We start from the raw sequence: 19,418 nt of genomic DNA on the forward strand, positions 1-19,418 counted from the left end.
AAGTCCTGCACCTTCACGCTCACGGAATTTACGGTTTACTTTTGTTTTATGCTTGCGAATTTGTCGCTCTAATTTATCAACAATTAAGTCGATTGCAGCATACATATCATTATGACGTTCTTCTGCACGAAGTGTTAAGTTCTTCATTGGAATCGTAACTTCCACTTTTGTTTGCTTGTCATTATAAACCTTTAAATTTACGTTAGCATTGGCGTTAACATCTTCGTTAAAATAACGTTCAACTTTTTCGATTTTATTTTCAACATACTCTCGAATAGCTGGCGTTACCTCAATATTTTCACCACGAATGTTAAAGTTTAACATGTAAACTCCTCCTTTATGACTGCTATACTTCTTATTTCTACACAAGTGTGTGAAATTCCTCTAAAATAATTCTTTTTTTCACAATAAATTTTAAGAATTAATTTTTTTAGCTTTTGCTTCTGCCGCTTCTTTTTTACGACGCAATTTCAGCTCGTCAACAATCAAATCCTCAATAGCGCCTTGATTATTGAAAAATACACCGTATTGTTTCCCATTCCCATAAGGACGGCTCCAAATAACTTCACCATATACTCGAATTTCTCTTGTATCTAGAACAAATCGCAAATCAAGAGGAGAAGGACGTAAACCTAAATCGACCTCAGTAAACATCTTTAAACCCCTTGGACTGATATCCAATAAATCCGCCATTGCAGTTTGCGCATGATTCACTTTTCCATTCTCATATATCGCAAAAGTCATATTAACAGGCTCGTCAAATTTAAAACGAAAGCCTTCTTGACGCTTAAATATCATTTTCCCCACCCCAATACTTTTCAAACATATAGTTAGCTTGATTATGACATGAATACATGATTTTCATCTAGAGGGAATTAGTAACATATTTTACCGTTAAATCACCTAATTTATGACTATATGTAAAGTTCCTCTTGTCGATTTTTGTATAATCTTAATAACTTTTTCGTTTTTTTATTTGCATAATTTGTCTAATAAACAAAAGAGACCATCATCAAGCGATGGTCTCTAATTTTTTATTAAACTTGTCCGTTATTCCCATTACCGAATTGTTGTTGTCGATTAATGCGAATAACTTCTTTCCAAGTATCCCTAAATTCCGTCACTAAGCCTTCAACCTCTTCAATAATGCTAATATCATTTTGGATATTTGCTTCTACTAACCGACGATTCATATATTCATAGAGTGCTAACATATTTTTCGACACTTCAATATCCATATTAAGCGTCGCCATAAGCTCACTAATGATTGTTTGAGCTTTTATCAAATTTGTATTTTTGTCTTGAATATTTTTATCTTGAATCGCAAGTTTAGCTTTATTTAAAAACTTTAAGCATCCATTATAAAGCATTAATGTTAGCTCACCAGGTGAAGCAGTTGTGACACTATTTTGCTTATACGCGTTTTGTGCTGTTAAATTTGCTGCCAATAAAGGACAACTCCTTTTAGATGTTACTTATTTACTATTTTAAACCATTAAACAAAGAAAAGCTAATAGAGAAATTAATTTTTCTTATCGTAATACATACCGTCCATCACACGGACATTACCATAAGGATTAAAATATTGCACTTCACTTTTTTTCGTTTTTTGAAGGTTTGCCATATCCTGCTTTACTGCGCTCATTACAGCAGCCAATCGTTCTTTAATGCCATTATCTAATTCAAGCAAAGTACGATGAACGCGATCCTGTTCATCATAATGAAAACCTTCTTGTTTCAATCCATTGATAATCGTTCCACGCTTGTCCAACATATTATTAATAGTATCCACATAGTCATCACGATCTTCGCCATTTGGAATGTCACCTAATAATTTATATAGATTTGCAGACGCCTGTAATAGTTGATTGGTTAGTTGCATAAATTTCTCCTACCTTGCTTCATTAAAAACTTCATCAACCTTGAGCGAACAAGCTTGATTGTGAATTGGCTTTATTAATCGCTGACTCCATAGCTGTGAATTGCTTCCAATAGCGAGCTTCGATATCTTCTAGTTTTCGCTTCCAAGTACTAATTCGACTTTCTGTATCCACTAAATTTTTCCCAATCGAATATTGAGCGTCTGTCATTGTTGAGCGGCCAGCTTTTTTCTCGATAGTAATTTCGAAAGATTTCATCGACTCCCGTAGCTTCTCTAAATAACCACGTGAATCTACTGTTTTACCATCTATTACATCCTCTTTTTTACCTTCACTATTTTTAAAAAGCTTTTCAACCGCATCTGGATCTTCTTCTAAAGCTTTTCGTAATTTTGCTTCATCAATTTCTAATGTGCCACCATCATTATAATTTTTAGAAGTAGAAATCCCAATATTATAAAGCGTATTATACTTAGAATCAATAGATGGATTAGATTGATACACTAATGAACGCATATTTGAAATTCCTTCACGAATAAGAGTGTCTCCTCGAAGTAAGCCACTCTTCGCTTTTTCTTCCCAAAGCTTAATTTCACTTTCCGACATTTCTTCTCTTTGATCACTAGTTAATGGCGTATAATCACGATATTTCGTTTCTTTCGTTTGATCATTTAAATCTTTTATAAAACCATTATAAGTAGTGACAAATTCTTTAATTTTAGCCATAATGTCGTCAACATTTGTTGTTGATGTCATCGTCACTGCTTGTGCTTTTGGTGCGGCATTTACGATTGTATCATCTACACTGCCATCTGGTTTTAAAATACCAGCTGCATCAGCATCTGCTTTGGCCGCATTTTGCGTACTAGTAGCTTCATTTAAGCGTGTAACAGCAGCTTTTTCTTCAGCATCTGCAGTTAAATATTCGTTTCGCAGAATATTTTGATCCGCAAGTGCGTAAAATTTATTTTTTTGATCAGCTGATAAGTCATTCCAAATCTTTTTTTGGTCATCTGTTAAATTCTCTTCTTTTACAGTACCATTTTGTAAACCTTTTAATACAGCATCGCCAAATTGACTATACTTTAGTTTTAAATCATCTCCTTGCGCTTTTTCCGCATACGTTTTTAACGTTGCTGAATCTGTTGCAATTAAATTAGTTAAATCATCTTTACTTAATGATTTTAATGCATCTTTTACTTCTTGTGAAAATTCCGTATTATCGTCAATATCTTTATGAATTTTATCAATAGAATCATTAGCATTATACGGGAAGCGTTTTAGTGCATCAATGGCATTTTGATCAAAGTCTTTTAATATTATCCCATACTGTTCGTAATCAGCTTGAGTTTTAAATGCTTTTAGTTGCGTTGTATCAAGAGAAGATAAAGCTTGTAATTCACCATCCGTTAAAGATTGGAATTTTTCTATCTTCTCTGGACTCATACCACTTTCATCTATTGCCTTCCTTATATCCTCGACCGATTGACCTGCAGATAATTTATCATTAATAAAACTAGCTTCATCGTTTGCTAAGCCTTTCCAAAAATCGCTTCCTAGTTTATTATATTGCACTTGTTGTGAAAAAGTTAAAGAACCACCAAAAGCATCTGTATAAGCCTGGTTGTGTGCTGTTGTGTAATTATTAATATCGCTCGCACCATAGGCTCCTTTTTTAGTTGCAAGGTTTGCTTGTTTATTTGCTAAATTAGTTGTAGCATTTTTAAATTCTTCCACAGCAGCCTTATATTTATCTGCTATTGTTTGAACACCGTTGAACGTTTCTTTTAACGTAACATTATAACCCGAAATATTAAACGTATTAGTTGTTCGTTCTGTTGCTATACCATTCACTGTAAAAATAGCATTTTTTCCTTCTGTAGTTTGGACTTTACTAGGGTCAGCAAATCCTAACTTATTGAAAATATCTACTCCACCTGTAACTTTAATTTCCTCATCGCCTTTAACATCACCAGTGTTCTTGGCAGTAAATGAGAATCGGCCGTTTTCAAATACAGCACTAATCCCTGCATTGCTATTATTCACTTTATTAATAAACTGATTTACAGTCATATCAGAAGTGATTTCAATTTTTGTTGCTTCACTAGCTAATTGACCATTGTTTTGAATAGCTTTAAATTCAATCGTTCCTGTTGCTCCTAAATCAGCCATTTTTGTTGAACCTACAGCACTTACTTGATCACCGACTTTCCGACCTGCTGTAGCTAATTGTGATACCCCTTCAATGGAAAGTGATCCTGCAGCACTTCCCGTTGCAATAGCAGAGACTAAATTAGAATTTGAACTTGCTGCAGTTTTAGAAATGAGGCTCTTTAATATTAGATTATCTGAAATGTAAGTATCGAATGTTTTAAGCTTAGTATTTACGCTACGATACGCATCACGTTGCCACTCATATGTTTGTTTCTTTTGATATAACTTATTTAACGGTGCTTTCTCAGCACTCATTAATTTTTTTACTATCGAGTCTATATCCATTCCGGATGCTAATCCACCGATTCTATTTACCATAATATTTTCCTCCTAGATGTACTTATATTTTTTCGTCTACAATCATTCCTAATAACTTTTGCATCTCATAAAACGCATCTAAAAGTTTTTTTGGCGGAATTTCTTTTACAACTTCTTCTGTTTGGGTATTAACAACCTGTACGAAATAACGATCTAAACCGTCATGTAACACAAACTTAGAAGCATTATGATTTACTTGTAAAAACTCATTTACAGTATCTACCGCATTTTGCAGCTTGTCTTTTGATATTTCTTGGTCTTCGGCAGTTGGTAGTTCTCTTGATTGCACTACCGACTGCGATTTAACAGTTGTCATCGGGAGTTCCTCTGAACCAACTTTTTTAGAAAATGTTGATGAAGTTGCAGTTCCTACATCTGTAGATTGTCCTTGAGCTGCAATACGCATAATATGTAACCTCCTAAACATTTCTTATTCTTATATTTAGTATCGGAAGTTTTTTGGAATGTTTCACCTTTTTACTGTAAACTACTTTTCATGATATTTTTTTCGAGAAAAAAAGCCTCTAGTTCAAAAAATATCAAACTAGAAGCTTTGTATATTATTAAAATATTTTTTTAAGTGAACAATTAATAATCAAATCTTATTAGAAACTCCCTTATTTTAAATCTTTTATAGTAATTCTATCTAAGACATGCTGAACATTACATAATGTACTGCAGTTAATTACTGATCATTACAAACATATGGCCCATTGTAGTGTATCCAGAATCTTCCATTCCTTTACGAACACCTTGTAAATATGAAGAGTGATGTTCAATGGTTTTTACTAATTGCTGTATACATTCAATTACCATGTCTTGAGTTAATTTTTGCTGTTTTGCTGCAATACCAACAATATGTAATTTAATGAGTGTAAAGTGAATAATAAGCATCATATAGCTCTCGAACATTGTATTATAATCAAATGGAAAAAGATTTTTAAATATATAGTTAACAACATAATTTTCAAGTATATGGCCTTGCTTTTTCATAAATGGTTCATACAATTCTTGATAGCTATGTTGATATTTTGCAATCGATTGACCCATGTCCTGAACTTCGTTATTGTTGTCTTCGTCTAATAATAGTCCATCTAATAGTTGATGTAAAATAGCTAAATATTTTTCCGATGACACTCCTCCTGCAGACATGCGATAACGTATTAAGTCTCTAGCTAAATTCAGCTGAAAATTCAAGTTCCCTTCGACGTTCTTCAAGGATTCAATAAATTCTACGTTATCTAAGCGATTTAAATAGTCTGCCATAATTTTAGGTAGTTGTTGTTCTAAGTCGTTTTGTTTTAACTGCTCAATTTTTTGAATAAATAGACCCAAAATGATTAATCGAATTTCAATAGGTTGTGTACGGTTTTGCATCAGCTCAATAGTAAAAACTCTTATATCCCAAAAATGTGGATATTTATTTAAATTTAGTTCATGACCAATCAAACCACGTGTATCTTTAGGCTCCTCAGTCTCAATAAAACCTAAACCTTCCTCACGCAAAAGTACGACTCTAGCTGCCTCGGGGCAAGATAAGGTTAAACTTTTTTCGACAAAGGAACCTACTTTTGTAAATTGTCTTGGATAAGTAGCGCAAGTATTACATAAAAATTGTTCTCCCAATTCTTTATGAATACCACATAGCCCATCCTCTAACATCATATGACAATTCTTATTTTCGTCTAATAGTAATTTTGCATAACTCGAATCATCCTGCTGTTTTCTATTCCGCTTCACATACCGTTCTAGCTTCTCACTAATTTCAGGATGCTTTACTTTACGATAATTTTGATATGTCTTTTTATCTACTGTAATATTCCATCCAGCACAACAAGTATCTTCACAAGCTCCACCAATACAACTAAAATCTTCTAAATACTCAGGAACCAAAATAGGTCTCATATTTGCACCTCCTGCTTTAAATTTAATTAAACTTACTGATTTTACAAACGCTACAACCTCTTGATTACCAAGAGCTTAATCCACCATCAATCATAATGTTTTGTCCTGTTACATAACTTGAAGCATCTGAAGCTAAATAAATTAACGCTCCAACCATTTCGTCGGCTTGAGCCATTCGACCTAACGGAATACGATTTGAATAATTTTGTTTGAATATTTCATTTTGTCCACTTTCCACTCCACCAGGGGTGATTGTATTTACACGTATTTTATCTTTCGCCCAATAGGTGGAAAGATATTTAGTTAATGCAACTACGCCTCCTTTGGATGCTGAATAAATTGCTGGTGTATTAATTTGACGATCTAAATAAAAAGAACCTTCATAAATACGATTATCTGGAGCAAGTACACCATAAATAGAAGCAGTTTGAATGATAGAACCACCATTTTTTTGTTGTTTCATTACTTTTCCTACATATTTAGCTACAAGGAACATCCCATCTAAATTCGTGCTCATAATTTCTTTCCATTGGTTCAATTCATATTCTTCAAATGGGGCAAAAAAGGCTTCTAAGTTACTAGATTTTCCAGCTGCATTATTATGAAGAATATCGATTGTCTTAAACTCCGATACGACACTATCAACCATTTCTTTTACTGATTGTTCAGATGTCAAATCGCAATAAACCGCTAGTGTTTTTACTCCATAATCTTTTTCAATTGTACGTGCAAGTTCATTCGCCTTTTCAATATTAATATCAACTACTGCTACATTAGCACCTGCATCAGCCAATCCCATACAAAAATGGCTACCTAAAATGCCTGCACCGCCTGTTACAATAGCAGTTTTTCCACTTAAATCAAATAATTTTATAAATTGCTTTTTCATTTAATAACCTTCTATTCCTAAATGTTTATACAAATCATCCAAAACTATTTTTTTATTCTCTTCTTTCGACATTTTCCCAGCTATCAGTAGAATAATTGAAATAAGTGTATTTTCGGGATTATAAAGAATCTCATTTGTTTCTACCAACTTAGTAAATCTAAATAACATACGTCTAAACATTGAAAAATTATCTTCTACTTCAATATTTGCTCTTTTCGATTCTCCCCAAATCTGTATATTAAACGTTTTAGGTGCATTTCCAAGAATATTAATAGTCCAAACCAAGCCACTTTCAAAGCTTACGACATACATTTCAGTACTACTATTAATATATTGAATAGATTTAGGTTTTTGATTTAATAATCCTAATACTCCATCAATTATATGTATACCGTATTTTTCCCAATCGTTAATTACTGTTGACTGAATAAATTTTAATTCTCCGAATGATTTTATATTAGCCTTAGTTTCATCTAATTCGATTGCAAATCGCAATCCTGCTACAGACATTAACTGACCTTTATAAAGATATTCTTTAAAATATAATAAATCTGATAATTCCATTGTAAGTGGTTTATCTATTAAAACTTTTATCCCAGCTTCTAAGAAAGGCTTTGCCATTTCTAAATGATGCTCATAATCATCCCTTGCAATAATTACCGCATCAACTTCTCCAATCATCTCTTTATAATTTTCTATTACCTTTTCTGCACAAATCGCTTGTTTTAAATTTTCACTTAAATATTTGTCCTGAGTCCAAACATGTGTAACTTTAATATTATTAAACTTGAATTCAGAAATATCTCTTTTCTTAATATAATTATAAATTACATCCCAATTTGCATTTTTAAATGCTGATTCATCGTATCCATTAAGAATAGCACCCCAAGAATAAGGATGACCATTACCTTCTGTTAAGCCTAGCAAACCTATCTTTTTCATAATATTTTTTTATACCTTTCATCTGCAGTACCTTTTAACCACTCAATTCCACTAAGTTCAGGTTTAAGTGGAATTTGATATCCTAACCAATATAATCCTTCTGTTATCGTTTGTTCATCTAAATTAAGTAAATAATCTACAGTTGGATGACATACTGACGGATCCATTACACCATTAGGCGCCATTTTAGTTTTACAAGGTCCTGGACTCATCAAATTAATTTTAATATTATAATCCTTGTACTCCTTTGAAGCAGTTTCAGTAATTGCATTTAACGCTGCTTTTGAAGCACTATAGGCTGCAAAGCCTTCCATACAATTTAAAGGTGCACCTGAAGTAAGATTAATAATTCTTCCATAATTGTTTAACTTCATTAATGGCAAAAGTTTATTCATTATTTGAAGTGGGGCATATGCATTTACTTTAATAGAATACTCTAAATCCGTAAGACTTAAATTTTCAATTTTAGATTGATGCATAATACCGGCATTATTAATTAAATAAGGTATATACCCTTGCTCTTCAACTATTTGGTCTAATAGATTGTCTAATTCTTTTTCTTCTATTAAATCCACTTTATATTTAAAAACATTATCTTTCTCTATAATCTCTTCAGTATTTCTAGCTAAAGCTATAACATCATATCTTTCTGATAAGAATGAGACTAAGGATGCTCCAACACCACTGTTAGCCCCAGTAATTAAAATTTTATTTTTCCCCATTTATTACTACCTCCGCTACAAGTAAATCTATTGGATGATCGATATCAATAGAACGCTCTTTCGGCATAACAATTGCCCCTATGCTTCCATTCATTAAACCAACAGTATTTTCATCAATTATTCCTACTTTTGTAAGATAAATTGCTCCATTTAATTGATAAGACTTCGGTAATTCCTGTCTTGGTAACCACGGATTTACACCGTCTATAAAACTCATTGGTTTATTATCAGCGATTTTCCAAGCTCTATGAGGATTTAACTCCGCCTCTTTATATGTAGCAACTGAATCTAACTGTTCCGTTTCAATTAGGTTTATACAGGATCTTATATCTTGGTCAGAACGTAAAGGGCATGTTGGTTCTAATAGCAACAAATAATCGTCATCATTTAAATCATTTTCCATATTACTTAGGACATATCGAACTGTATCAATTACTAAAGAGCTATCGCTTGCTAATTCACTCGGTCTTTCTTGTACCTTTGCACCAAAATTATTTGCAACCTCTGCTATTTCTTTGCAGTCTGTAGAGACTAATATTTCATCTATAAAATCAATTGATTTAGCTACTTCGATTGACCAGGCAATTAATGGTTTACCACCTAACAATGCTATATTTTTTTTTGGTATTGATTTGCTTCCACCTCTTGCTGGAATTAAAGCAATTATTTTTTTTCCATTTATCACTTAGAGATTCCTCCTATTTCATTATTCGCTCTTTCAAAATCGCCTATTTGTCCAATATCTAACCAATATTCATGGATTGGAAAAACCGTTGTTTTCATCCCTTCTTCTACCAATCGCTGAAACAATGTAGGCATATCAAAAAATTCATCATTTGGTATGTAACTAAAAACATCCGGGCTTAATACATAAATACCAGCATTAACAAAGCTACGATGAATAGGTTTCTCCTTTATAGTCACTAAATCTGTTCCAACTGTTTCAATAACACCATAAGGAATTTGATATTCATATTCTCTTACACACATCGTGGCAACAGAATCTTGTTCTATATGAAATTGCATAAGTTGATCAAAATTAATCTGTGTTAATAAGTCACCATTCATCACGAAGAATGGTTTTTCCGGTCTATTTTTCAGTAACGAAAGTGCTCCAGCAGTTCCCATTTTCTTGTCTTCCTCGATATATTCAATCGTTACATCAAATGCTTCACCATTTTGAAAATAGTCCTGAATTATCTCTTTTTTATAATTGACTGAAAAAATAAAATTAGTATAGCCATATTGCTTAAAACCTTCTATAATTGTTTCTAAAATTGGCTTATTACCAACTCTAAGCATTGGTTTTGGTGTATCATTTGTTAATGGTCTCAGCCTTGTACCTAACCCGCCTAGCATTAATACAACTGTGTTCTTATTTAATGAAGTTTCAATATTATCCGCAAAAAGTATATTTATAATTTTATTATTATCATCTACTATAGGTAACTGCTTAAGCATTTTCGATTTCATTAGTTGCTTATATTTGTGATATTTTTGACCACTTCCTGCGCTTATTGGATTTGGGTTCATAATGGATGTAATTTTCACATCCAGTCCCTCACCTCGTAAAATACCTCGGCGTATGTCTCCATCTGTAACAGTCCCAAGCAAATGTTGTTCTTCATCTACAACTACTGCAAATTGCAAAGAGGAATTATCAATAATTTTCATTGTATCTAGTAAAGTATGATTTTGATTAACTAATGTTTTTTGCCAATGTTTCATAGCATTACACTTCCTTTGCAGGTACGCCAACTGCTTTTATGCCATTTGCAATATTATTAACCACAACAGCTCCTGCACCAATTAAACAATTTGATCCTATATGAATGCCTTGGATAATTGTTGCACCTGTTCCGACATGTGTGCCTTTTTCTATATGAACACTACCCGATATTTTAGTGCCCGGTGCAATATGTATATGGGAACCTATTTGACAATCATGATCAATCAGCGCACCAGTGTTTATAATACTATTATCGGCAACTGTTGTATTCGTTTGAATAATAGTTCCAGCCATTATTTGTACTCCTTGTCCGAAATGAACGGAAGGCGCAATAATGGCTGAAGGATGGATTACAGATTTAAAATGATACTTCTTTCGTGTAAATGTATTAAAAATTTTTTCTCGTAATGGTGACGGTTTAATTGTCCCTATAGCGAGTACTAGTTCAATGTCAGATGGATTATAGTCTTCTATTACATCATCAGATCCTAAATAAGATAAACCAAATGCATTCTCTTCTAAAGTAGGTGCAGTAAATCCGGTAATCATTTCCTTCTGTGCTAATAAAATTTCAGTTAATACGGAGGCATGCCCTCCATTCCCAATCATAATAATCGGCTTATTCATCGATTAACTCATCCTCTTCGTATGATTTTGAAGCAATTTTACCGATGAGAGACCAGTATTTAGAAGGTTGCATACCATCTCCAGGTCTTTTTACAGTTAAATTATCAGTAGTAAATACCTCACCTACATTTATAGGAGTTTTAGCAACAAGGCTTTTTCTGACAGGAATCCGATTTTTAATCTCTACTGAGTTAGGTTTTTTAATTCCATCCCCCAGTGCCAGCTCTACATCTCTAATTCCTTTTATCATGGACTTTAACTCTGTTGGATTTAAGGAGGCAATATGATCAGGACCTTCTAGTGTTTTATCCAAAGTAAAGTGCTTTTCTACCACTTTTGCTCCAAAGCTAACAGCTGCAACGGGTATATTGATACCTTCTGAGTGGTCTGATAAACCAATCGATAAGTGGAAGCTCTTCTGCATTTCAGTCATTGCATTTAAATTAATAGAGTCCATAGGTGCTGGATACTGCGTTGTACAATGTAACAAGGTTACATACTTTTTTAACACTTCTTTCGCTTCTTCAGTAGCATAAAAATTATTTACGCGCTCTATCGTAACAGGTTCCTTCGATTTTACTAAACCATAAGCTATAAATGCTAATGCCTCATGTATTTCCTCAACTGTTGCCATTCCAGTAGATAAAATCATTGGTTTTTGTTTTGTTGCAATATAATGAATAAATGGAGCATTTGTTAATTCTCCAGAAGGAATTTTAGCTATCGATATGTTCAATTTATCTAGCAAAAAATCGACACTTTCAAAGTCAAAAGGTGTCGATAGAAATTCTATTTGCTCTAAATGACAAAATGATTGCAATTCAATAAATTCCTCATAAGTTAATTCTAGCTTTTTCAACATCGCAAATTGAGATGAAGCCTCACCTAAATTTTCAACTTGATAAGCTGCTTGCTGTGCTTGCTTTGTCACTAAATTTTCCGCTTTAAATGTTTGAAATTTTACCGCGTCAGCTCCAGCTTCTTTCGCAACTTGGACAAGTTCTTTTGCCATTTCTAATGATCCATTATGATTAACGCCTGCTTCAGCTATAATGTAAGTTTTCATAAAACTCGCTCCTTCAATAGCATAAATGCTTCTGCTGCTTCAAAACCACTTGCAGTCCCACGAATATAAGCTAAAGATTGAATAGCCTTTTCACTTCGTGGAAATGGAAATGCACTTATTTCTGATTCATAAATTTTCATAATTTCAATTTTCTTGCCAAGAAAGGACTCGATATTTACAAATACATTTGGTCTAAAGCCATTTGCATCGGGATTCATTATAAAATCTGTTTCCGATAAAGTTTCATAACCTAACACTTTTTCTACAGATGGGTATCTAAACCATTTTGTACAGGCCATTGTTCCGTCAAATACTGCTTTATGATCTGAATGTATATCACCTGGATAAGGTACATATATGATATTTGGCAATATTTCTTGAAAAACTTTACCTATTTCTCCGATTAAATCCCCGTCCGGGACTTGATCTAATGTTGCTGCCTCAAAGCCAAGTTCGAATGTTTTTTCAAATTGATAACTTGTAGCTACATTTTTGATTTCTTTAGCTCTTTTGATCTTGATATCACGCTCAAAATTATTTCCCATTGACGTAACAATTAGCCAATATACCTTATCTCCTTGACTAATATGCTTTAATAACGTTCCACCACATCCTAGTGTTTCATCATCAGGATGGGGAGTTAAAATAACCACATTTTTACTCATAAATATTCCCCCTCTTTTGGTATAAAATCACCTTCATATTCTAATATTTGCAGCAATTTATCCGATGTTTTAACAATAAAAGAATTTTCATATACATTTACTATTTTTCCGGGTTCTATATTTTCCATATCTTTACTTTCTAATATTCTTGCTCGCCAAATAATAATATCCTTATTATTATATTGGAAATGAGCACCCACATAAGGCTTCGTTAACGCTCTTATTAACTGTAGAATTGATTTAGCATTCATCCGCCAATCTATCTCTCCATCTATTTTACTTCTTTTTCTCCAATAGGATGCTTGTTTATCATCTTGAGTTATTGGAATGATGGTTTGATTTATGATACTATTTGTCATTTCAACTACTTGTTGTTCGCCAACAAGTAATAGTTTTTCATATAATGAATTGGCATCTTCAGAATCACCTAGAATAATTTTTTTTTGACTTAAAATATCTCCAGCATCAGGAATATCCGTTAAGTAAAAAAATGTAGATCCAGTTTCTTTAAGTCCTAATACCAATGTCCATATTATAGGGTGTCTTCCACGATTTTTTGGTAGTAATGTTGGATGATAACCTATCGCACCTAAAGGTGGTAATGAATAAATCTCTTTTGGTAATAAATATGACCACCCAAAGCAATAGATGATATCCGGATTTTTTTGTTTTACCCAGTTTAATAGTTGTTCATTATTTTTATAATTCAACCATTCGATATTTTTCTTTTCACAAAACCCATCTAAAGATACGTGGTCTGCATTATAATTAGATTCAATTTTAGTTACAACACCAATTATTTCAGCAGTCGTTTTATGGTAGATTGCTTTTAAAAAGCGTTCGCTGGATTTTACACATCCAATAAATAATATTTTCATACTTACCTCTTCAAATCGTAAAATCTCTTTATAATAATATTTTCAAGATTTTTAGTTTTTAATATTTCTACAATTTGCTCTGATGTATTTCCCTCTCCATATACCATTGGGATTGTCTTTATTTTTTCTTTAAAGGTTGTTGACAACCCATTTTTTATTGCATTTATTATTTGATTTTCATCAAATGAACAATCTATTACTGATCCAGCCTTTAGACGACCCCTTTGACGTAAACCTATATTAACAGTAGGTTTCCTAAAAAACGGTACTTCTAGTAATCCACTAGAGGAATTGCCGATTACAAGTTGACAATGTTTAATTGCACTTAAATATCTCAATTGTCCAAGAGAATCATACACACATGCTCGATGTGAATTTTTTTTCACATATTCTTCTATGTAATGATTTATAATACGACCGTCTGTGTCAGCATTTGTCTTGGTAAATATAATTTGATATTGAGGAAATTTATCTAGAGAATTTAATAAAGTTTGAATTTGGATTTCCGCTGTACTATCTTGTAAAGTCGTAGGATGAAGAGTAACAAGGAAAAATTTATCCAAATCCAGGTGAACACTTTCAGAAAGTTCCTTTTTACTAAGGCATTCTATTTTTTTTATCCCTTCTATTCCTAGTGTTCCTACGTTAAAAACAGTGTCAGGTTGTTCCCCCATTTGAATAACACGATTTCTATATTCATTACTTGCTGTAAAATGAAGGTGAGCCATTTTTGTAATAGAATGTCGTATTGGATCGTCAATCAATCCTTCGGTTAGCTCGCCACCATGAATATGAGCAATAGGTATCCTCATAATCATCGCAGCTTGAGTTGCAGCGAAAATTTCAAATCTATCACCTAAAATAACTAATACATCAGGCTTCAATCTTGCGAATGTATCTGCAAAAGATATAGCTCCTAAACCAATAGATTTTGTAATAGCTGTTGTAGTGTCGCTCGAGAGTAACATTTCAACCTTTTCATTAATAACAAATCCATCTTTTTCTATTTGTTCAAATGTTAAACCAAATTCAGGAGAAAGATGCATGCCAGTCGCTACTATTTGTAATTCTAGATTTGAGTCACTTGCAATGCGTTTCATTAACCAAATTAAAAGACCGTACTCCGCTCTAGTACCAGTCACAATACAAATTTTTCGTTTCATCGTTATCCCTCACTTAATGGTGTACTAGGTATATTGACAACTATTCTATTCAACTGTTCTGTTACACTTAAATCTGATTTCGGACAGTTTTGATAGATTGCTAGGTGGTGCATTGGCGTCCAAATTGGGCGGCTCATTACACCTTGCTCATTTAAAAAGCTTAATACTTCATCACGATTAAACTGCTCATCTAGTAAAATAGTTTGTAGCCAATAATTACTTCTAGTATTTGCAGGCTCTTTAAATAAATGGACGCCATCTAAATTACCTAACCATTGCTCATAGTGCTTCATTAAATCGCGTTTTTGTTGAATAAACGTGGGCATTTTTTCTAATTGCGCACAACCTAACGCTGCATTTATATTCGGCATGCGGTAGTTAAATCCGATTTCATCGTGCTCATAAGCCCAACGATGTGGAATTTTAGCAGTCGTTGTTAAATGTTTTGCATAATCCGCTATTGCATCATCATTTGTTACAATCGCGCCGCCACCGCCTGTTGTCATTATTTTATTACCATTAAAGCTTAACGCACTTACTTTTCCAAAGCTGCCTGTATGTTTGCCTTTATAATAAGTACCTAATGATTCTGCTGCATCTTCTATAAGAGTCAAATTATACATTTCACATACTTTAAGTAAACCTTCCACATCAACTGCATGACCAAAGGTATGCATCGGTACAAGTGCTGAAATACGTCTTCCCGTTTCTCTATTATAAAGCTGATTATTTTGTATTTTTCCAATTTTCTCTATATAGATTTGTAATTTATCTGCATCTACACCTAAAGTATTAAGTGAAACATCTATAAAATGTGGAACAGCGCCTAAATATGACACAGCATTGGCTGTTGCAATAAAAGTAAGTGACGGCATCAACACTTCATCTTCAGCTTTTACGCCTGCAACTTTTAATGCTATATGCAGTGCAGCTGTACCATTTACAACAGCAACCGCTCGCTTTACACCGACAAATTTAGCTAAATCCTCCTCAAAACGATTAACATAAGCGCCAACTGAAGAAACCCAACCTGTTTTGACACAATCCGTAACATATTCAACTTCTTTTTCATTGAATGTAGGCTCATGTAAAGGCACAAAATCTTTTCCGTAAAACTGTTTTACATTATTCGCAAATTCCACCCATTGAGTATTCATATATTATAAACATCTGCCTTATATTGAGATAAGTTCTTAGGATTTGTAAACCATTCTATTGTTTCTTCAAGACCTCTACGGAAGCCATCTTTGCCACCATATTGTGGCTCCCAACCAAGTAGTTCCTTCGCCTTTTTATTCTCAGCCCAAAGACGTTCGACTTCACTTTTTTCAGGACGTAGGCGTTGTTCATCCGTTTCGATTGTTAAATCTACACCCATAATATCAGCAATCATTTCTGCAGTTTCACCAATAGAAACCTCATAATTTGATCCGATATTAATGACTTCACCGATTGAATTAGTTGAATTCATTACAGATATAAAACCGTTAACTGTATCTTTTACATAGTTAAAATCACGTGTAGGGCTTATAGCTCCAAGCTTTATATTCGTTTTGCCGCTTGCCAGTTGGCTAATAATCGTCGGTATAACCGCGCGTGCAGATTGGCGTGGTCCATATGTATTAAACGGACGAATAATAGATACAGGTGTATCAAATGAGCGATAAAATGACAAAGCCATTTGATCAGCGCCTATTTTTGATGCTGAGTATGGCGATTGTCCTTGTAATGGATGCTCTTCATCAATTGGCACATATAACGCTGTTCCATATACTTCACTTGTAGAAGTATGAACTACTTTTTCTACATCTAACTCTTTCGCTGCTTGTACAACATTTAACGTCCCTGTCACATTTGTATCTACATAAGTTGCAGGAGAATGATAGGAATAAGGAATTGCAATTAGCGCTGCTAAATTAAGGACATGCGTACACCCCTTCATAGCTTCTTTCACACCATACGGATCACGAATATCCCCTGAAAACACATCCAATGAAGATTTAATTTCCGATGATGATTGGTCTAACCAGCCCCATGAATTAAATGAATTATAATAAACAAATGCACGAACATCAAAACCTTGTCGTATCAATGTTTCTGTTAAATGCGAGCCAATGAAACCATCAGCACCCGTAATTAATATTTTCATAAAAAAACCCCTTCTAAAATGCTATCTAATTTATATTACCATAACTAGTTAATTATATTTACTATCGACATTTTTTTAAAAAAATCAACCAATCGCTTTTGGATTGGTTGATTAAATCTAAGTTTATTTATACCCATAAAAGGAATTAAAGACCATTTCAAATTATTAACATAACTTTAACGTTATTAATTCTTTAATATTCTATTAAAACCAATTATTGGATAGTACCTGTCGCTACTTGTACATCTTCAAAAAAAGGTGCAATTTCATATTCAAATAAGTCGGCGACTAATGCATAGTCTTGACGTTCTAAACCTTCATTAATCTCAGATAAAAACTCACGAATTTTATTAATTGCTAAGGGAGCTTCACCTTTATTTTCAATTATTAATTCGCTAGCATGAGTTAGCCACATGACCCCTTCAGAGAAATTTTTAATACTTTCTAACGCTTCTCCAATTTGGTTATCACGTAAATAATTAGCTATAGACATGGTTCCCTTAGGAATTTTATTAATATATTCATTATAACTCTCGATTACTTCCATTAATTCTAGCATTTAATTCATCCCCTAACTTGATTGCTTCTTCAGTATAAGTTTTAGTTTTCGATACAGCCTCTTGTAAACGGCAATATAATTCTAAATTTTGATTAAAAACTCTGTCAAATTTCTCTTCATCATTTTCACTTTTTTTGCCTTTATAATTTCTCAGAACATCTGCTATTAAAGGATCCGCTATCCTATCAAACATCAAATAATCTAGCTTTTCACTTAGGAATTTATCCATATTATCAAGTAATTTAATTGTTTGTGTAGAAAAGAACTTTTTCAATCGATCTTGTTTTAATTTTAATATTATATCTTTCAACCTTTGATCAATTGACTTATATACTCGTATTTCTTCTTCTAACCCAAGATGAATAATATCCCATTTTTTACCGATTGTATTTAGCTGTTTTATTATCACTTTTGGATTTTTGGCATATGCTTCACAAAATTCTTTGAACTCAATTTGTTCGAATCCCTTTATTTTCACTCCACCTTCTGTACAGTTAAAAATAGTAGAGCTATTTGGTAAAAACTTTATTAAGTCCTCAAAAGCTAATTTCATCGAATGCAGGGGATAATCCGTCATTACTTTATCCTCATAATAACCTTCCGTTTCAAAGGCATCTCGATTTTTTAAAAATGCGTCATCGATTTCCATAGCAAACTTATTACCACTAGCATGAGTTTGTAAATTAGTATATGCTAAATCTTGCCCAATTAATGCAATCGGACCAGATGACAATTTTCTAGCCACAGTTAAAGTAAAATTGGCAACAGAACCTCCGCCAGCTATTAATGGTAATTCGACTCCATACTTATCTTCTATAATTTTTTGAACTTTCACATCTCCAGTCGTTAAAAAAGCATATCTCTCGTTTGTCCATTCATATTGAATTTTATAATTACTTGATAGTCCATAAATTAATTTTGCGTTTTTTATAGAAATATTCTCAAAATGATGATAGTTTGCTTCACTACCATCTATCGTTACTACATAGTCAGGTTCTATATTATGCTCAAGTAAAGAATTGATCGTAGACCCTGCTGCTACTAAAATAATATTATTCCGAATACTTTGTAGCAGAGGAAGCTGTTTAATTAATGAAGGTCCTCCTGATGCTATAACTACAGGTGTATCTTTTAATTTTTCAATATGCGTAAGAGGGCAATCCTTCATTAATAAAGGTAAATTTTTCACGTAGTTTTCTTGCCAACTTTCGCTACCTAAACGAATCGTATTTTCATCTACTTGATTTGATCGCTGAACATCTTTTACACATTGTAATACCTCTTTATAAAATTCAGGGGCGATTTTCTCGTAATTTAAACTACAAATCACTTTAATTTCTCTACTTAAATTTTCTAAACTAGAAGATAATTGGGTTTGAAATTCTTCTATCTGGTCTATTCCATAAATTGTATCACCATTTAAATTTAACTCTTCCTTAAATGGATCAATTACTATAATTACTTCATCATCTATCAATTTTTTTAATTCATCAACTAAGTAGCCGCAGCCATAACCAAAAACGATATGTAGGAAATTTTCTGTGTATTCCTTTTCGGCAATTCTTTGTGCCTCTTTTATAGGATCGTATTTACTATGTAATAAGTAACTATCAAATTCTATTGTCTTTTTTCCCGTTTTCGTATCAATATATTTAATTTCATGAGTCAACTCTATCACCTCAATAGAATTATCGGCTAAAGTTTATAAAAAT

Annotated in this window: 21 protein-coding genes (1 of these 21 only partly in view); all 21 read right to left on the reverse strand. The window is 32.9% G+C overall.

Translation table 11 applies throughout. The features are described 5' to 3' along the window. Positions 1-324, reverse strand: partial view of a ribosome hibernation-promoting factor, HPF/YfiA family gene (hpf, locus tag JNUCC52_RS10305; RefSeq protein WP_173479666.1) — the 5' portion only. The gene continues 228 nt to the left of window position 1, outside the view; only the first 324 of its 552 coding nucleotides appear in the window; the start codon lies at positions 322-324; its stop codon lies beyond the left edge, outside the window. A 90-nt stretch (positions 325-414) separates the two neighbouring features. Further along, positions 415-798: a PilZ domain-containing protein gene (locus JNUCC52_RS10310; RefSeq protein WP_173479667.1), complete on the reverse strand. Its 384-nt coding sequence runs from the start codon at positions 796-798 to the stop codon at positions 415-417. Between the two features lie 239 nt (positions 799-1,037). Then, positions 1,038-1,448, reverse strand: a complete 411-nt coding sequence (fliS, locus tag JNUCC52_RS10315; RefSeq protein WP_337982023.1) for a flagellar export chaperone FliS — start codon at positions 1,446-1,448, stop codon at positions 1,038-1,040. A 74-nt stretch (positions 1,449-1,522) separates the two neighbouring features. Beyond that, positions 1,523-1,882 (reverse strand): flagellar protein FliT, encoded by a 360-nt coding sequence (gene fliT, locus JNUCC52_RS10320; RefSeq protein WP_337982024.1) that lies wholly within the window; start codon positions 1,880-1,882, stop codon positions 1,523-1,525. A gap of 34 nt (positions 1,883-1,916) precedes the next feature. After that, positions 1,917-4,412 (reverse strand): flagellar filament capping protein FliD, encoded by a 2,496-nt coding sequence (gene fliD, locus JNUCC52_RS10325; RefSeq protein WP_337982025.1) that lies wholly within the window; start codon positions 4,410-4,412, stop codon positions 1,917-1,919. Between the two features lie 22 nt (positions 4,413-4,434). Further along, positions 4,435-4,818 carry a flagellar protein FlaG gene (locus tag JNUCC52_RS10330; protein ID WP_337982026.1) on the reverse strand — a complete coding sequence of 128 codons (384 nt, stop codon included), beginning with the start codon at positions 4,816-4,818 and terminating at the stop codon, positions 4,435-4,437. A gap of 275 nt (positions 4,819-5,093) precedes the next feature. Continuing rightward, a complete protein-coding gene (gene fliB / locus JNUCC52_RS10335; protein WP_337982027.1) occupies positions 5,094-6,317 on the reverse strand; it encodes a flagellin lysine-N-methylase in 1,224 nt (407 codons plus the stop codon). Between the two features lie 64 nt (positions 6,318-6,381). Continuing rightward, positions 6,382-7,206, reverse strand: coding sequence for an SDR family oxidoreductase (locus JNUCC52_RS10340; RefSeq protein WP_337982028.1), 825 nt, complete (start codon positions 7,204-7,206; stop codon positions 6,382-6,384). Next, complete coding sequence (locus JNUCC52_RS10345; protein ID WP_337982029.1) at positions 7,207-8,148, reverse strand: Gfo/Idh/MocA family oxidoreductase; 942 nt, start codon at positions 8,146-8,148, stop codon at positions 7,207-7,209. Beyond that, complete coding sequence (locus JNUCC52_RS10350) at positions 8,145-8,870, reverse strand: SDR family NAD(P)-dependent oxidoreductase (protein ID WP_337982030.1); 726 nt, start codon at positions 8,868-8,870, stop codon at positions 8,145-8,147. The genes JNUCC52_RS10345 and JNUCC52_RS10350 overlap by 4 nt, the downstream gene beginning before the upstream one ends. Continuing rightward, entirely contained in the window at positions 8,857-9,555 is a 699-nt protein-coding gene (locus tag JNUCC52_RS10355) for an acylneuraminate cytidylyltransferase family protein (RefSeq protein ID WP_337982031.1), read from the reverse strand. The genes JNUCC52_RS10350 and JNUCC52_RS10355 overlap by 14 nt, the downstream gene beginning before the upstream one ends. Beyond that, entirely contained in the window at positions 9,552-10,598 is a 1,047-nt protein-coding gene (locus JNUCC52_RS10360; RefSeq protein WP_337982032.1) for a nucleotidyltransferase family protein, read from the reverse strand. Before JNUCC52_RS10360 ends, JNUCC52_RS10355 begins: the two co-directional genes overlap by 4 nt. 4 nt (positions 10,599-10,602) lie before the next feature. After that, on the reverse strand, positions 10,603-11,226 hold the full coding sequence (locus JNUCC52_RS10365; RefSeq protein ID WP_337982033.1) for an acetyltransferase: 624 nt from the start codon (positions 11,224-11,226) through the stop codon (positions 10,603-10,605). Further along, complete coding sequence (gene neuB, locus JNUCC52_RS10370) at positions 11,219-12,292, reverse strand: N-acetylneuraminate synthase (RefSeq protein ID WP_337982034.1); 1,074 nt, start codon at positions 12,290-12,292, stop codon at positions 11,219-11,221. The genes JNUCC52_RS10365 and neuB overlap by 8 nt, the downstream gene beginning before the upstream one ends. Then, on the reverse strand, positions 12,289-12,957 hold the full coding sequence (locus JNUCC52_RS10375; protein ID WP_337982035.1) for a PIG-L deacetylase family protein: 669 nt from the start codon (positions 12,955-12,957) through the stop codon (positions 12,289-12,291). Before JNUCC52_RS10375 ends, neuB begins: the two co-directional genes overlap by 4 nt. Next, a complete protein-coding gene (locus tag JNUCC52_RS10380; RefSeq protein ID WP_337982036.1) occupies positions 12,954-13,835 on the reverse strand; it encodes a methionyl-tRNA formyltransferase in 882 nt (293 codons plus the stop codon). The genes JNUCC52_RS10375 and JNUCC52_RS10380 overlap by 4 nt, the downstream gene beginning before the upstream one ends. Before the next feature lie 2 nt (positions 13,836-13,837). Next, a complete protein-coding gene (gene neuC, locus JNUCC52_RS10385; protein ID WP_337982037.1) occupies positions 13,838-14,998 on the reverse strand; it encodes a UDP-N-acetylglucosamine 2-epimerase in 1,161 nt (386 codons plus the stop codon). 2 nt (positions 14,999-15,000) lie between these two features. Beyond that, entirely contained in the window at positions 15,001-16,155 is a 1,155-nt protein-coding gene (locus JNUCC52_RS10390) for a LegC family aminotransferase (protein ID WP_337982038.1), read from the reverse strand. Continuing rightward, positions 16,152-17,147, reverse strand: coding sequence for an NAD-dependent 4,6-dehydratase LegB (locus JNUCC52_RS10395; protein WP_337982039.1), 996 nt, complete (start codon positions 17,145-17,147; stop codon positions 16,152-16,154). Before JNUCC52_RS10395 ends, JNUCC52_RS10390 begins: the two co-directional genes overlap by 4 nt. A 214-nt stretch (positions 17,148-17,361) precedes the next feature. Beyond that, positions 17,362-17,706: a DUF8042 domain-containing protein gene (locus JNUCC52_RS10400; RefSeq protein ID WP_337982040.1), complete on the reverse strand. Its 345-nt coding sequence runs from the start codon at positions 17,704-17,706 to the stop codon at positions 17,362-17,364. Beyond that, positions 17,672-19,375, reverse strand: coding sequence for a motility associated factor glycosyltransferase family protein (locus JNUCC52_RS10405; protein WP_337982041.1), 1,704 nt, complete (start codon positions 19,373-19,375; stop codon positions 17,672-17,674). Before JNUCC52_RS10405 ends, JNUCC52_RS10400 begins: the two co-directional genes overlap by 35 nt. Positions 19,376-19,418: the final 43 nt, after the last annotated feature.

Origin of the sequence: Lysinibacillus sp. JNUCC-52, assembly GCF_015999545.1 — a bacterium.
GTDB lineage: Bacteria > Bacillota > Bacilli > Bacillales_A > Planococcaceae > Lysinibacillus.

Excerpts from the sequence above, each read along its gene's own strand:
- JNUCC52_RS10310 (WP_173479667.1), bottom strand. The coding sequence starts at position 798 with ATGATATTTAAGCGTCAAGAAGGCTTTCGTTTTAAATTTGACGAGCCT.
- fliT (WP_337982024.1), bottom strand. The coding sequence starts at position 1,882 with ATGCAACTAACCAATCAACTATTACAGGCGTCTGCAAATCTATATAAA.
- fliD (WP_337982025.1), bottom strand. The coding sequence starts at position 4,412 with ATGGTAAATAGAATCGGTGGATTAGCATCCGGAATGGATATAGACTCG.
- JNUCC52_RS10330 (WP_337982026.1), bottom strand. The coding sequence starts at position 4,818 with ATGCGTATTGCAGCTCAAGGACAATCTACAGATGTAGGAACTGCAACT.
- fliB (WP_337982027.1), bottom strand. The coding sequence starts at position 6,317 with ATGAGACCTATTTTGGTTCCTGAGTATTTAGAAGATTTTAGTTGTATT.
- JNUCC52_RS10340 (WP_337982028.1), bottom strand. The coding sequence starts at position 7,206 with ATGAAAAAGCAATTTATAAAATTATTTGATTTAAGTGGAAAAACTGCT.
- JNUCC52_RS10345 (WP_337982029.1), bottom strand. The coding sequence starts at position 8,148 with ATGAAAAAGATAGGTTTGCTAGGCTTAACAGAAGGTAATGGTCATCCT.
- JNUCC52_RS10350 (WP_337982030.1), bottom strand. The coding sequence starts at position 8,870 with ATGGGGAAAAATAAAATTTTAATTACTGGGGCTAACAGTGGTGTTGGA.
- JNUCC52_RS10360 (WP_337982032.1), bottom strand. The coding sequence starts at position 10,598 with ATGAAACATTGGCAAAAAACATTAGTTAATCAAAATCATACTTTACTA.
- JNUCC52_RS10365 (WP_337982033.1), bottom strand. The coding sequence starts at position 11,226 with ATGAATAAGCCGATTATTATGATTGGGAATGGAGGGCATGCCTCCGTA.
- neuB (WP_337982034.1), bottom strand. The coding sequence starts at position 12,292 with ATGAAAACTTACATTATAGCTGAAGCAGGCGTTAATCATAATGGATCA.
- JNUCC52_RS10375 (WP_337982035.1), bottom strand. The coding sequence starts at position 12,957 with ATGAGTAAAAATGTGGTTATTTTAACTCCCCATCCTGATGATGAAACA.
- JNUCC52_RS10380 (WP_337982036.1), bottom strand. The coding sequence starts at position 13,835 with ATGAAAATATTATTTATTGGATGTGTAAAATCCAGCGAACGCTTTTTA.
- neuC (WP_337982037.1), bottom strand. The coding sequence starts at position 14,998 with ATGAAACGAAAAATTTGTATTGTGACTGGTACTAGAGCGGAGTACGGT.
- JNUCC52_RS10390 (WP_337982038.1), bottom strand. The coding sequence starts at position 16,155 with ATGAATACTCAATGGGTGGAATTTGCGAATAATGTAAAACAGTTTTAC.
- JNUCC52_RS10395 (WP_337982039.1), bottom strand. The coding sequence starts at position 17,147 with ATGAAAATATTAATTACGGGTGCTGATGGTTTCATTGGCTCGCATTTA.
- JNUCC52_RS10400 (WP_337982040.1), bottom strand. The coding sequence starts at position 17,706 with ATGCTAGAATTAATGGAAGTAATCGAGAGTTATAATGAATATATTAAT.